General features: G+C 42.5%; 11 protein-coding genes. 2 read left to right on the top strand and 9 right to left on the bottom strand.

Annotated features, from left to right (window positions below; translation table 11 throughout):
• Window positions 1-4: 4 nt before the first annotated feature.
• The 9 genes from ACT3S4_RS12260 to ACT3S4_RS12220 form a co-directional block, all read right to left on the bottom strand.
• Window positions 5-943, bottom strand: a complete 939-nt coding sequence (locus ACT3S4_RS12260; protein ID WP_109589751.1) for a 5'-nucleotidase — start codon at window positions 941-943, stop codon at window positions 5-7.
• A gap of 14 nt (window positions 944-957) precedes the next feature.
• Entirely contained in the window at window positions 958-2,199 is a 1,242-nt protein-coding gene (prpF, locus tag ACT3S4_RS12255) for a 2-methylaconitate cis-trans isomerase PrpF (RefSeq protein WP_109589753.1), read from the bottom strand.
• A 13-nt stretch (window positions 2,200-2,212) separates the two neighbouring features.
• Window positions 2,213-2,890 (bottom strand): tetratricopeptide repeat protein, encoded by a 678-nt coding sequence (locus ACT3S4_RS12250; protein ID WP_444761150.1) that lies wholly within the window; start codon window positions 2,888-2,890, stop codon window positions 2,213-2,215.
• A 238-nt stretch (window positions 2,891-3,128) separates the two neighbouring features.
• A complete protein-coding gene (gene acnD, locus ACT3S4_RS12245; RefSeq protein WP_443518227.1) occupies window positions 3,129-5,762 on the bottom strand; it encodes a Fe/S-dependent 2-methylisocitrate dehydratase AcnD in 2,634 nt (877 codons plus the stop codon).
• Between the two features lie 240 nt (window positions 5,763-6,002).
• Window positions 6,003-7,142, bottom strand: coding sequence for a bifunctional 2-methylcitrate synthase/citrate synthase (gene prpC / locus ACT3S4_RS12240; protein ID WP_443518191.1), 1,140 nt, complete (start codon window positions 7,140-7,142; stop codon window positions 6,003-6,005).
• A gap of 104 nt (window positions 7,143-7,246) precedes the next feature.
• Window positions 7,247-7,900, bottom strand: a complete 654-nt coding sequence (locus tag ACT3S4_RS12235) for a DUF2059 domain-containing protein (protein ID WP_444761149.1) — start codon at window positions 7,898-7,900, stop codon at window positions 7,247-7,249.
• 93 nt (window positions 7,901-7,993) lie between these two features.
• Window positions 7,994-8,887 (bottom strand): methylisocitrate lyase, encoded by an 894-nt coding sequence (gene prpB / locus ACT3S4_RS12230; RefSeq protein ID WP_444761148.1) that lies wholly within the window; start codon window positions 8,885-8,887, stop codon window positions 7,994-7,996.
• Between the two features lie 354 nt (window positions 8,888-9,241).
• Entirely contained in the window at window positions 9,242-10,540 is a 1,299-nt protein-coding gene (locus ACT3S4_RS12225; protein WP_444761147.1) for an NRAMP family divalent metal transporter, read from the bottom strand.
• Window positions 10,541-10,826: 286 nt separating this feature from the next.
• Window positions 10,827-11,840 carry a LysR family transcriptional regulator gene (locus ACT3S4_RS12220; protein ID WP_444761146.1) on the bottom strand — a complete coding sequence of 338 codons (1,014 nt, stop codon included), beginning with the start codon at window positions 11,838-11,840 and terminating at the stop codon, window positions 10,827-10,829.
• A 237-nt stretch (window positions 11,841-12,077) separates the two neighbouring features.
• Here ACT3S4_RS12220 and ACT3S4_RS12215 point away from each other — a divergent pair, with 237 nt between their 5' ends.
• Window positions 12,078-13,034 carry a hypothetical protein gene (locus ACT3S4_RS12215; protein ID WP_443518196.1) on the top strand — a complete coding sequence of 319 codons (957 nt, stop codon included), beginning with the start codon at window positions 12,078-12,080 and terminating at the stop codon, window positions 13,032-13,034.
• A gap of 310 nt (window positions 13,035-13,344) precedes the next feature.
• Complete coding sequence (locus ACT3S4_RS12210; RefSeq protein ID WP_443518198.1) at window positions 13,345-13,860, top strand: hypothetical protein; 516 nt, start codon at window positions 13,345-13,347, stop codon at window positions 13,858-13,860.
• Window positions 13,861-14,240 lie beyond the last annotated feature (380 nt).

Below are 14,240 nucleotides of genomic sequence, written 5' to 3'. Positions count from 1 at the left end.
GTAATTAGCTTTCATTATGTACTACTTTATTAGCGATTCCAAAAGGAATATGAACTGATGGCAATACACCAGATGATTTCAAATGTGTCATCTGATCGTCAAAAAAGATATGAGGCTTTAATATCTCAAGAACCTTTGATTTGTCTACTCCGCCCATAAAAAAAGCTTCATTTGCAAGAATACCCCATTCACGCATTGTGTTAATTGCACGTTTATGTGAAGGTGCGTTTCTTGCAGTGACGATAGAGACTCTTACCATTGGTTCATAATTAGGGTTTTCAAGCTTATAATCATTTTCAAGTTTTTGAATATGAGAAATACGGTCAATAAAATTCTTTAGTGGTCCTGGATTATGAGCTATATCAACCTTAGTAGACTCATGGAGGTGAAACTCATCAAGGTTTTTATTTTCTTTATAAACACTTTCAGATTCATCGTCGATTATCACGCCATCAAAATCGAATGCTATTCTCAATTGCGTATCTTCAATATTATCAGAAATATCTCCATGTAAAATCTGACCTGCTGGGTAACCTGCCTCTATTGCTTGTTTAACGTCTCCCTCATTAGCAGATAAAAATAATTCAATATCAAAGGCTGGAATATATTCGTGTGCTGATCGACCTTGCAAAAAAACCGCACGAGTAATAGAAAGATTATAATGTTCAATTGAGTTAATAACCCTGAGGCCGGTGTCAGGATCATTGCGTGATAATAAAATAACTTCTACTAACGGATCTTTAAGCAGCTCATTTAGCTTCAATAGTCTCCTGATAAAAGGGTAGGCGACCCCAGTATTAAGAGCATCATCTTGATGCTTTCTCTGATATTCTCTATAGGCTTGCTCGCCTTCTGTCCTGAATATACTATCTGATTCTTTAAGATCAAATAATGCGCTTGATGAAATACCGATAACTAGTTTTTCTGTAAGATCGTAAGCCACTTAAGTTCCCTTAACTAAAACGCATCCGCTGGTACAAAGACTTCACCACCCATGATACGCCTTGCCGAGCGGCTCATTGATACTTTTTTAGCCTGCCAGCGTCCATCAACCAGTTCAGTCTTACCGCCAACGAGTAATGTACCTGATGGATGACCAAAACGCACTTCGTTCAGTTCATGTCCACCTGCCGCTTCATTGACCAATGTACCCTGTGTCGTTGCTGCCGCTGCTATTGCAACCGCTGTTGTGCCCATCATCGCATGATGTAATTGACCCATACTCATAGCACGAACGACTAAATCAATATCTGCCGCCTCGACAAATTTACCGCTCGACGCAGTATAACTTTGCGTAGAAGCAACCCAAGCGATTTTAGGAATATGTTGACTGGTTTGCGCTTCACTGACGTCTTTAAACAGCCCCATCGCAACGCCGCCTTTGGCACGGATTTTCTCAAGCTTGGCAAGTAGCTCGCTATTACTATTGATGTCGCCTTGTAGCTCAGTACCGGTAAAGCCCAAATCTTCTGCTTTCATAAAGATGGTTGGGATACCAGCACTAATAAAAGTTGCCTTGACGCTATCAGTATTTAGACCACAGCCAGAGACATCAAAATCATCGACCAAGTTACCAGTAGGGAACATATCGCTGGTAGCATCAACAGGATCGATAAACTCAATTTTGACTTCAGCCGCTGGGAAGGTTACACCGTCTAATTCAAAATCGCCGGTTTCTTGTACTTGCACTTTGCCTTGTGCATCCATGTAAACAGGCACATGAGCAATGATGGTTTTACTGATATTTTCTTGCCAAATACGTACTTCGCAAATGCCGTTATCCGTACTGTCATTAATACTATTAGCCACTTTATCGGCATCGACCAAACCCATATTAATCGCGCAAGCGCCAACGGCGGCGGTCAAATTGCCACAGTTACCCGCCCAATCAATCATTGGCTTGGCGATATTGACCTGTCCAAACAGATAGTTCACATCGTGATCTGTTTTATTTGAATTAGAAAGAATTACCGTTTTTGAGGTGCTAGAGCTACCATTACCCAAACCATCTATTTGCTTGCCATAAGGGTCAGGGCTACCGATGACACGTAGCAGAAACTTATCGCGCGACTCGCCAGCAACTTGGCAACGCTTTGGTAAATCAGATAGTTTAAAGAATGTACCTTTTGAGGTGCCGCCACGCATATAGGTGGCGGGGACAGATAGTTGTGGGGCAAAAGCAGGGGTTGGTCGGGTCATTTTTTTATTCCTATTATTTTAGTACGATATATTCATCACCGTTTTGAATGACCATTGTTAATGACTCAATAGATTGCGGCGACAACATATTTAAAGACTCACTAGATTCTTCAGAGCTTTGTGCAGCTGCTTGTTGCAGCCAATAACGTGCTTTTTCTTCATTTTTTCGAATACCCCATCCGTTTAAATAGGCTGCTGCTAAAAAGTTCTGTGCCTGCAAATCGCCTTCTTTTGAGGCAATAGACAAAAGCTTAGCAGCTTTAGTCAAATCTTGCTTGGTACCCCATCCTTTTATATACATAAGGGCTAAAGTTGTCACGGCATGAATAAACCCACTTTCAGCGGACAAACTGTACCAGTAACACGCTGCTACTAAGTCTTGACCGACACCATCACCAGTATGAAATTTAAGCGCCAAGAGATACTGCGAAACTGGGTCGCCTTCATCAATGCCAGGTCTCAAATCGGACTTAGCCATTTCAAGTTGTTCCCGTCGAATTTGTATAATACTATCAACGGATTCTTGCATATCGCGGCCGGTACGTACATTAGAAACCCAACAACCAATAATAATAGCAATAACGACAATGGAAATAGAGACGTCTACCATTGATAAATCAGTGAGACTACTACAACCGCTAAGATTCAATACAGAAATCAAAATAATAAAAGTTCTATTGATGTTTTTCATGCCACTTCTCATGATAAAAAATGACAATTATACTAAATAGAAAAACAAATGTTTATTTTTTTAAGAAAATTCATTTAAATAAAGTACTATAAGTAATGTATTTAATGGATATAAGCCTAATAAGACTAAAGAGTATCAGAATCTATTGTGAGACTACTAAAAAAGCCAATACCATATAAATATAACATTGGCTTTTGTCACGTGTACGGCAGCTATCGCTGTTGTTTATTCGTTTCTATTAAACGATATCTAACGTGCCATCGATAAACTCTTTGGCAAAGCGCTGGAGCATACCGCCTGCGTTGTACATTTTGACCTCATCAGCAGTATCTAAACGACATTTCACTAAGGCTTTATCGACAGTGCCATCTGTGCGGTTAATGACCAATGTCATCTCACCGCCAGCAGACACTTCGCCTTCGATATCAAATACTTCAGTACCATCGATATTTAGGGTGTTACGATTGACACCTTCTTTAAACTGTAAAGGTAGCGCTCCCATACCGACCAAGTTTTGACGATGGATACGCTCAAAATCTTCAGCGACGACTACTTCTACGCCTGCTAAACGCACACCTTTAGCAGCCCAGTCACGGCTTGAGCCTTGACCATAGCCATCACCTGCGATGATGATAAGCGGCTGCTCTCGATTCATGTAGGTTTCAATGGCTTCCCACATGCGCATGACTTGACCTTCAGGCTCTACTCTAGCAAGCGAACCTTGAATAACTTCACCTGTCTCGTCACGTACCATCTCATTCAATAGCTTAGGATTGGCAAAGGTTGCACGCTGCGCGGTTAAGTGGTCGCCGCGATGGGTGGCGTAAGAATTATAATCTTCGCTAGGTAAACCCATAGCATCAAGGTACTCGCCAGCAGCTGAGTCACCTAAGATAGCATTAGATGGCGATAAATGGTCAGTAGTGATATTGTCACCTAACACCGCTAACGGGCGCATACCTTTTAGCTTATTCATCGCTGCCATTTTGCCTTCCCAATACGGCGGACGGCGGATATAAGTCGTCTGTTCACGCCAGTCATAGAGTGGGCTTAATGCTTTGCCGGTGTCTTTTTTGGCTTCGTCAAACATCGGAATATAAACAGCGTTAAATTGCTCAGGTTTTACCGCTTTAGCCACGATGGCATCAACTTCATCATCATCGAACCAGATGTCTTTTAGATAAACGTCATTGCCGTCTTGGTCTTTGCCCAATGAGTCTTTTTCGATATCAAAACGGATATTACCGGCAATAGCATAGGCAATCACCAATGGTGGTGATGCTAAAAATGCTTGCTTGGCATACGGATGGATACGACCATCAAAGTTACGGTTACCAGACAGTACAGCTGTGGTGAACAGATCATTATCGATAATTTCTTTTTCGATATCTGGGTCAAGTGCGCCGCTCATACCATTACAAGTGGTACAAGCAAAGCCAACCACGTCAAAGCCAATTTCTTGTAGCTCAGGCATCAAGCCGGCTTCTTCTAGGTACATTTTGACCGTTTTTGAGCCGGGTGCGAGTGACGATTTAACCCAAGGTTTCCTTAACAACCCTTTGGCATTGGCGTTACGAGCGACAAGGCCTGCAGCAACCATGTTACGTGGGTTTGAGGTATTGGTACAGCTGGTAATAGCCGCGATAATCACCGCACCATCTGGCATTAGACCATCTTTTGGTTCAGGCAGTTTTTCGTCAGCGCCATGAGCGATACCTTTGGCAACCAAATCCGTGGTTGATACGCGAGCATGCGGGCGTGAAGGGCCCGCCATGTTACGGACAACAGCGGACAAGTCAAACTCTAGGACGCGGGCGTATTCGGCTTTTTCCATGCCGTCAGCCCATAGACCCACTTGCTTGGCATACTGCTCAACCAGTTTAATCTGATCTTCACTACGACCAGTTAGGCGTAAGTAATCGATGGTTTGCTCATCGATATAGAACATCGCAGCAGTTGCACCATATTCAGGCGTCATGTTGGAGATAGAGGCACGATCACCGACACTTAGCTGCCGTGCACCTTCACCAAAGAATTCGATATAGGTAGAAACCACACCTGCATCACGTAAAAACTCAGTCATCGCAAGTACCAAATCCGTACCGGTAATGCCTTTTTGCAATTTGCCGGTTAATTTAACCCCAACGTAATCCGGTAGGCGCATATAAGACGGGTTGCCTAGCATGACGCTCTCAGCTTCAAGTCCGCCAACACCGATGGAGATAACACCCAACGCATCAACCATAGGCGTATGGCTATCGGTACCGACCAAGGTGTCAGCAAAGGCAACTTGTTCACCAGCTTTATTGTGGACGACTTGGACGACTGGCGACATTTTCTCTAAGTTGATTTGGTGCATGATGCCGTTACCGGGCGGTACGACGTTGACATTATCAAAGGCATACTGGCACCAGTTGATAAAGTGAAAGCGATCATCGTTACGGCGCTCTTCGATAGCACGGTTTTTCTCAAAAGCGTTTTCCTCAAAGCCGGCATGTTCAACGGCTAGTGAATGGTCGACAATCAATTGCGTCGGTACAATTGGATTTACTTTTGATGGGTCACCGCCTTGCTCAGCGATGGCATCACGTAGACCTGCCAAATCAACAAAAGCGGTCTGACCTAGGATGTCATGACAAACGACGCGGGCAGGGTACCAAGGAAAATCTAAATCTTGTTTGCCTTCGATATGCTGCTTAAGCGCAGCCGTTAAGTCTTCTGGTGGGCAACGGCGTACCAAGTTTTCACACAATACTTTTGAGCAGAATGGTAGCTTGTCATACGCGCCAGCTTCGATGTTTTCGATCGCTTCACGGGTATCAAAGTAATACAAGTCTGTGCTGGGTAATAGCTTTTTGAATGAATCATTCATTGGTTGTACTAGGGCGTTGTCCATGAGTCACCTTTGGCAGTTGGCTGGTTTAAATTTAAAAAAAGAGTCATTCTTTTAGCAAAATCGTCAGTGGTATTAGAAATCGGCTTTGCTAAAAAAATATGCTTAAACAGAAAGTAAGATTACTAAGAAAATATTTAACGGCTAAATGGTGAATACATTTAGCCGTTAAATCCGTTACCGAACATAAACTTTTATACTCGATAATCACAAGAAATATTAACGCGCACTCATATCAGGTACAGGACGTAAGTCTTCACCGGTATATTCCGCACTTGGGCGAATGATACGGTTATTAGCACGTTGCTCAAATACGTGAGCCGCCCAACCTGTTAGACGTGAGCAAACAAAGATTGGTGTGAACAGCTTGGTTGGGATACCCATGAAGTGATAAGCAGAGGCATGGAAAAAGTCAGCATTACAGAACAATTTTTTCTCGCGCCACATGACTTCTTCACAGCGTACTGATACTGGGTATAGCACTTCATCACCAACATCCGCTGCCAGTTTTTCAGCCCAACCTTTAATAACGACGTTACGTGGATCTGATTCGCTATAGATGGCATGACCAAAGCCCATAATTTTGTCTTTACGCGCCAGCATACCCATCATCTCGGTTTCAGCTTCATCAGCTGAGCTAAAGCCTTCAATCATATCCATCGCCGCCTCATTAGCGCCACCATGCAGAGGACCGCGTAGTGAACCGATTGCGCCAGTGATACAAGAATGGATATCAGATAGCGTAGAAGCACATACACGTGCGGTAAAGGTCGAGGCGTTGAACTCATGCTCTGCGTACAAGATAAGAGACACGTTCATCACTTTTGTGTGTAGCTCGTTTGGTTTTTCACCTTTAAGCAAATGTAAGAAGTGACCGCCAATGGTCGCATCATCAGTTTCGGTTTCGATACGCACGTTGTCATGGGTAAAACGATACCAGTAGTTGATGATAGAAGGGAAGACCGCAAGCATGCGATCTGCTTGGTCGTTTTCTTCTTCAAAGCTCATTTCTGTTTCTAAGTTACCCAGCATAGAGCAACCGGTACGTAATACATCCATTGGATGCGACTCGGCAGGAATACGTTCAAGCACGTCTTTTAATGACTGCGGTAAGCCACGTAAGCTTTTGAGCTTGGCTTGATAGGCATCAAGCTCAGTTTGGTTTGGTAAGTTGCCATAAAGCAGCAAGTAGGCCACCTCTTCAAAGATGCATTTGTCTGCCAGTTCTGACACGTCATAACCGCGATACGTCAGACCTGATCCTGACTTACCGACGGTAGATAGCGCGGTCTTGCCAGCGACTTGTCCGCGTAGACCTGCGCCTGACAATACTTTTGTTGATGGGTTTTGTGCTGCCATGATGAAATTCCTTTTGTGGGTAGCTTTTTGGGTGAAAAACGGTGTTTCTAAGTTTCTAATAATAAATTTATTGGTTAATGACTGACTATAGCGTTAGTTAAGTGTTACGCAGGCTGTTCAAGCTGTGGACCATCTAAATCGACATTACAACGCTTGAATTCGGTTTCAATAGGAACGTTCAAGACTTCCATTGCGCTGCCTTCACCTTCTGCATTATTGATTTTCATGTACTTGACACCCAGTGGTGATTCCATGAATGTCTGAATCTCAGTCATCTCTTCTGGGGTAGGGTCAGCCAGTGGCGTTGCAATCTCTTCACCATTCATGACACGCAGTTGCTCATTACCAAACGTAATCAGCTTTTTCCCTACCTCTGACGTATAAAAGTCATCCAACTCTTGTAACTCTGCATCGGTAAACTGACTCTTATAGAAGCTATCGACTTCGGCTTTACCCAAGTCTTTGTCGCGTGATTCGAGACAGCTGACTTGCTCTGCACTGAGCGCACCACTATTGATAACCGGTGCAAATAGTAGGCTGTTGACAGTATCTAACGTAATCGTCGTCATGACTAAGTCATCTTGAGTGGCAGGTGCAGGAGCATCTTTGGTAGCATTAACTTCAGCAGTGCTTGCACCACTGGTCGTCTCGTCGGCGGTTTCTGGTGTTTTATCACAGCCCGTCATGAATAATAGCGCCGCAAGCGTGCTGCTCAGTAGTGACGTTTTAAGAGCAGTATTAGCAATAAAAAATGGCATAAATAACCTAAAAATAAATGAAGACGGATTTCGAAAAGATAACACACTCAAAGGTGAGCTATCTTTTCAGTGTTGCCAATAACTAACTCTTAACTACTTACTATTAGCAAATAGCTTGTCTAGTGTCTGCTCAAACTCATGATAGTTTAAGAAATCATACAGCTCCATGCGGGTTTGCATGGTATCAACAACTTTTTCTTGTGTGCCATCAGTCAATAGATGCTGATAAACGTTTAATGCCGCTTTGTTCATCGCACGGAATGCTGATAGTGGGTACAAAACCATCTCGACACCCACGCTATATAGTTGATCCGTGGTGTAAAGGTCGGTCTGACCAAACTCTGTCATGTTGGCGAGTACTGGAATATCTAGTACATCGGTGAATTTACGATACATCTCGATATCGGTTAACGCCTCGGCAAAAATCATGTCTGCGCCTGCTTCTTGGAAGGCAACAGCGCGCTCTACAGCAGCATCAAGCCCTTCGACCGATAGCGCATCCGTACGTGCCATGACCACAAAATCAGGGTCCGTTTTGGCATCCAATGCCGCTTTTAAGCGATCAACCATTTCTGAAATACTGACGATTTCTTTATTTGGGCGATGACCACAGCGCTTTTGAGCAACTTGGTCTTCGATATGTACCGCTGCCACGCCCGCTTTTTCCATTTTTCTAATGGTTTGGGCAATGTTGAATGCACCGCCAAAACCAGTGTCGATATCTACTAATAACGGCGTGTCAACTGCGTCAGTGATACGTCGTGCATCTTCTAGTACATTATCAAGGCTAGTCATACCCAAATCAGGAAGACCAAATGAGGCATTTGCCACACCAGCACCAGAGAGATATAACGCTTGGTGACCGATTTGGGTCGCCATCATTGCAGTATAGGCATTGATAGCACCTGCAATTTGTAGTGGCTGGTTATTATCATTTTTTTGGGTCAAAGCACTGCGAAAGCGTGCGCCTGCTGAAGATGAAGTCATGTGAGTGTCCTTGCATAGAGAGATAGTATTATCGTTATTGTGTTCGATTATACCCAATAATCAGTGAGTGAAAAGCATTGTTTGAGCACAGTAATTTAGATAATTCAAACAAATAGTTTATTAAAATTAATATTATTCACTATATAAATAGCATTATCTATAAAGTAATAGTTTGCTCAAACTATTATTCATATTGCTGAATTTGCAAAGACACGTATAGCTCATTATTTACATTTATTTACAATAGCGGTTGCGCTTATTTTTATCGATTCATGATTTTAGCTTACCAAAAAGCCCTAATAGCTAAGCTAAAAGGGCTTTTATGATATAAATAGATATTTTTAAAACTGATACCTAGCCAAATAGTCCAGCAAGATTGGCTAAAAATAACAGCGCAAAACCCGTTAAGAAGATGAGTCCTGCGATAGAGAGTGCATTCATGCCAAAAGACAGTTTTTTATGGTTTTTAACCAGTGAGTAATTTAACCAGCCAAAGATAGGCGCTGAGACAAACGCCGATATCATGGCAAACTTAAGCATAGTCCCTAGTTGTCCAGTAAAGAAAGTGATAATCATCAACCCACCACCGATAGCATAGGTCGTCCAAAAAGCGATTTGCTTTTTGTTGATTTCGCTTTCACCTTTTATTAGACGCCAGCACTCAGCGTTGGCACGGCCATAACCGTCTGCACAGGTGATCGTCGTGCCAAACATACACATAAAGGCGACGAAAGCGACCAATAGACGTGACCATTCACCGATGGTTGCGGTATACATGTTGATCAACTGATTGATATAAGCGCCACCAACCAGCTCAATTTCTTGTCCTGAGCCATACTGTACAAACACACCTAACGATAAGAAGAACAATGCCAAAATTGCTGAGACGGCATAACCGACGTTAAAATCTAACAAACCTTGGCGATGGGTGGTGTGATCGGCTTTGACTTTGGCAGATGTCCACATCGAGGTAATGGCGGCAAACTCAAGCGGTGCTGGCATCCAGCCCATGAGTGCCACAATAAAACCTAAAGTTGCTAAATTCCAAGGAGAGGCGGCGACAAAGTCTACAGCCATAACCGTTGGCTTGCCAGCGGCAATAATGACCGCAGCAACAGTGGCCGTGGTCAGAGCAATCATAATCCACTTAGTCACACCATCGAGCAATTTATAATGCCCTGCAATCAAAAAGAACCAAGAAACCGCCACGATAATCAATGACAGCGCCATCGTCGACAGCCCAAGGGAGGCGGGTAGCATAAAGCCTAGTATCACCGCTGCTATTAATGAGACCGCGCCCGTACTAATGACAGCTGATAGGATAGAGAGTATAAAATATACCCACAGATATACTTTTGAGCGTTTGGCATAGCCTGCAATCAAACTCTCGCCAGTGTCATAGACGTAGTCGGTTGCAAAGCGAAAAAATGGATACTTAAAAACGTTGGCTAAAATAATCATAATGGCCAGTTGCCAGCCATATATAGCGCCAGCCTGCGTCGATGAAATCAAATGTGAGCCACCGATAGCAGCGGTTGCCATCAAAATACCGGGACCAAAGATACGCCAGCTAAAGCCTTCTTGCGGCGAGGTCGCAGTATCGTCAGTGGCATTTGGGTTGGTGCGTGGGTTATTGAGTGGTTGTGTGGTCATGAATACCTCTAAATGGTTAAAACGGCAAATTATCACTTACCTGTGTCAGCTTGCCAATGATCATGAGAGAAGCGCTTTATAAACTGCTTAAATATAAAACGATTCATCTTGTATCGACTTTAGCACACCGAAGCCAGTCAGGAGAATGATTATTCTAGTTGTTATTACTATTTGTTTGCATTGCCATTATTTTTAGTTAGCATAATCAGTTGCTAATATCAAGTATTAAGGCTGATTATTTTTTAGCGGTTCTTTATAACACAATATCCATTCAATATCTGATAATTTAAGGCTGTGACACAAATTTTTGCTGCCGATAAGTGATGCCGCGCTGCTCATATACCTGATAGGTGGCGCGCAGTAAATCAGAAATGCTGGGATGAACGAAATCTTTGAGTGTGTGCAGATAGATAGGGGAGGTGACGTTTTCGTGTACTAAACGTTGATAACTGATTTGGTCGGTACGCACGGTCTTTAGGCTAGCAGGCACAAGGGTAATGCCTTCGCCAGCCGCCACCAAGCCTAGCGCTACTTGCAAATCACTCACCGTCGTAGTCATAAAAGGCGAAATACCGTATTGTGCGAATAAGTGTAGCAACGGCTCCGTAATAGGCGCGCTAAGTGTGGATTGCTCAGCGCTTGTGCGTCTGGATTTTGTATTACTATCCAGCTTTGCATTGGTTGATCTTACGCTAGTCGCTATCGGTAAATGGGTTTGATGGTAGAGAATCAGTCGATTGTTTGCTAAGTCTATCAACCGCTGCTCCTTTACATGCGCCAAAGGATGCGCTTTCGGTAAGGCGACGACATAACGCTCATGACGCAGTAGTATTTGCTGAATCCATGGATCTTGATGGGGGAAACGCCCAAAACCGATGTCTATCTCACCAGATTTGAGCGCCTCTATTTGTTGATATGAGCTGATGTCTTTGAGATTGACGTCGATATCGGGGCTGGATTGCTTTAGCATGGCAATAATTTCAGGAAGCAATCCATAAAGCACGGATGGGACAAAGCCAATATTCAGCATACTACTGGGCGTAGATAGCCTCTGCGTCATGCTGGTGACGGTATCAATCTCTGTCAATATGGCGCTGATTTTGTCGTAAAAGAATGTACCAGCTTCAGTCAGATGTAGCGGTCTATGGTAGCGATCGACCAATTCCACACCCATATCTGTTTCAAGCTGTTTAAGTAGACGACTCAAGCTTGGTTGTGACAATCCAGTTTTAGTCGCTGCGGCACTAAAGCTCCGTGAATCTGCGATAGCAATAAAAGCATTGAGCTGTTTTAAATCCATATCTTTATGCTCACTTGTTTATGATGTCACCGTTGCTTGTGGCTTATTTTTTTGGCTATTTTGATTATTTTATCCGAATAAGAGCAGTAAGCGACAAATTATGCTTGAAGCGAACGAGGCGAGCTACTATATTGTTTATTAACGTTAGTGTTACAATTTAGCAAACAATAAAAACTTTATTCTTAATTCTAGCTATTATCTACTTTTTCGCGGTAAAAACTGGTTTGGTATTACTTCATGAGCGACAAAAAAAATAGCCCTAATGCGCAGTTAGAGGCAAATTTAGCCAAAATTGCTAATACTAAGCCACGTAAGCGTATGCGTAAAGATAATATCTACGAGCGTTTCATCACGCGTGTCGAAAATGTCGATAGTAATGAGGATAACGCTACTTTCAGAGAAAATGCATTAAAACCACTAAAAAATACCAATCATCTTTCATCGTATGAGCCATTAAGCGCTACAGAGCTAGAATTATTTGCTAATTTAGAGCAAGAAAGCGTCAGCACAGGTATTAATGTAGATTTTTCTGATGACGATAAAGACGAAGGTTTTTCGACAAATCATGCACCGATAGCTAATACTGACAACTATTTAGATTCTGATGCAAGTAACGATAAATCTTCTTTATATATCGCTGACAGCGCGAATGCTGATGATTTAAAACGTCAAGATTCAGAAAGATTAGCAGCGGAAAAAGTTAGAAACGAACAACTATCTAATAATAACGACGCTGTAAATGACAGTGCCATTGCTAAACAATTAGCAAAATCAAAGGAAGAGCAAGTAAGTAGCAAAAAACCGCTTATTATTGGCATGATATTTGGCTCATTATTGATTGCTACTATTGTAGCAACACTAATTTTCACCGGCGTTCTATCGACCTCAACGAAAACGATTGCACCTGATAGTGCAGAGACGAAAACAACAACGACAGATGCAGCACCAGCTGTTAGCACTGGCAAAGCAGTAGTAACCGATGACAACCAACCTTCTGCTGATACAGGCGCGATAGACAAATCGACAGTGATATCGCAACCAGATGAATCCTCCACTGAGAATCCAGACACTAATCCTAATGGGGTAGAGACTACTGAAGCCCCATCGACCATGCCAGCAGCTGAGGCAGCCATCACTTATGATGACTTTAGAGAAGAATCTCAAAGTACCTTGTATCGTGAGACCAATGATTAGTCATTCAATCTAAGGAGTGTTATCAATTCAAATGGACTGAATTTTGCCAAGCAGCGTTAAATATCTGCCTAATACCTCGAGATAACCTGTGCTATTTTGCTTATTAGACTGCAATTCATCTCATTTTTATTACCATTTTTCAAATTGCTCATCAGCAACTAGCCATACAATAATAGTGCTTTCAAGCCGCTTATCAGTCAATTCTATCGCTCATACCAAAAATCATTGCAACATACCCGAGAGCCCGTATCCTGAGATCAAGGATACGGTGATAGGCCGTTCATAACATGGATTGACTCGGTATTGAATTATGACTATCTCAGACAATAAAAATGATATCAATAAAAGTGTTGGCTTATCCAGTAATTCTAATAACGAGCCTCTATTAGCAACCGACACAGCAAAGCTAGAAAAAGGCAGTTTGCTGAGTCATGTAAAATGGTTTGCCATAGTGGGCGTCTTGTTGTTAATGACTATATTTGTGTCGGCTCGTTTTTTTTCAACAATCCCTCAAACATCCATGGTAAGTGTTCATCTACCTGTTACGGTAGCTACTCATCAAATTAACGAGACGGCAGCAGATAGTTCACAGCTAGCAAAAGTTAAAAATAATCACAATCAGGCTAATGTTGAAGCTAAGCATGTTCAAGCCGAGACTGCTATTAGTTATGGTGATTTTAGACAGGAAGCACAGAATATCTTATATCGTGAGCCAGAAGCGTCTGTCTCACATGTAAACCTAAATACAGCTAGCATTGAGCCTGCCATTAGTCATGAAGATTTTAGAGTAGAAGCAAAAAACATCTTATACCGTGAGGAAAAATAATCAAGTTTATAGGCTAATACAATAGAATTGAAACGCAGATGACGACTTATTTAAAACCAGCTATTTGACATATGCATATCTCCAGATAGCTTTGTAAGCAGGCAGAGAAGCCCCTACTCATTGGAGGGATTTGGTTAACTTAGCCTCGCTATATCCTGATATTGAAATAATATCAACGCGAGTAATGAGAGTGCTAATATTCACACCTTCATTAGGAGAAAAATCTGCAAGAGTGATTGGCTGACCACTCTTTGAAAAGCAAAGTGGGTATTCAATAAATGGTTGATAAGTTTATTATGCATGTTGCATTTTCGACATTTAATTTACAAAGGCGGCAGTATTTTTAACGGCTTTACAAATTATTAATACTGAGTGCTCAG

The sequence above is a fragment of the Psychrobacter sp. AOP30-A2-5 genome (genome assembly GCF_052378115.1).
In the GTDB taxonomy this organism is placed as follows: Bacteria; Pseudomonadota; Gammaproteobacteria; order Pseudomonadales; family Moraxellaceae; genus Psychrobacter.
Note: the sequence above shows the minus strand (reverse complement) of the source record. Positions and strands in the feature narration are given on the sequence as shown.

Excerpts from the sequence above, each read along its gene's own strand:
- prpF (WP_109589753.1), bottom strand. The coding sequence starts at position 2,199 with ATGACCCGACCAACCCCTGCTTTTGCCCCACAACTATCTGTCCCCGCC.
- ACT3S4_RS12250 (WP_444761150.1), bottom strand. The coding sequence starts at position 2,890 with ATGAAAAACATCAATAGAACTTTTATTATTTTGATTTCTGTATTGAAT.
- acnD (WP_443518227.1), bottom strand. The coding sequence starts at position 5,762 with ATGAATGATTCATTCAAAAAGCTATTACCCAGCACAGACTTGTATTAC.
- prpC (WP_443518191.1), bottom strand. The coding sequence starts at position 7,142 with ATGGCAGCACAAAACCCATCAACAAAAGTATTGTCAGGCGCAGGTCTA.
- ACT3S4_RS12235 (WP_444761149.1), bottom strand. The coding sequence starts at position 7,900 with ATGCCATTTTTTATTGCTAATACTGCTCTTAAAACGTCACTACTGAGC.
- prpB (WP_444761148.1), bottom strand. The coding sequence starts at position 8,887 with ATGACTTCATCTTCAGCAGGCGCACGCTTTCGCAGTGCTTTGACCCAA.
- ACT3S4_RS12225 (WP_444761147.1), bottom strand. The coding sequence starts at position 10,540 with ATGACCACACAACCACTCAATAACCCACGCACCAACCCAAATGCCACT.
- ACT3S4_RS12220 (WP_444761146.1), bottom strand. The coding sequence starts at position 11,840 with ATGGATTTAAAACAGCTCAATGCTTTTATTGCTATCGCAGATTCACGG.
- ACT3S4_RS12215 (WP_443518196.1), top strand. The coding sequence starts at position 12,078 with ATGAGCGACAAAAAAAATAGCCCTAATGCGCAGTTAGAGGCAAATTTA.
- ACT3S4_RS12210 (WP_443518198.1), top strand. The coding sequence starts at position 13,345 with ATGACTATCTCAGACAATAAAAATGATATCAATAAAAGTGTTGGCTTA.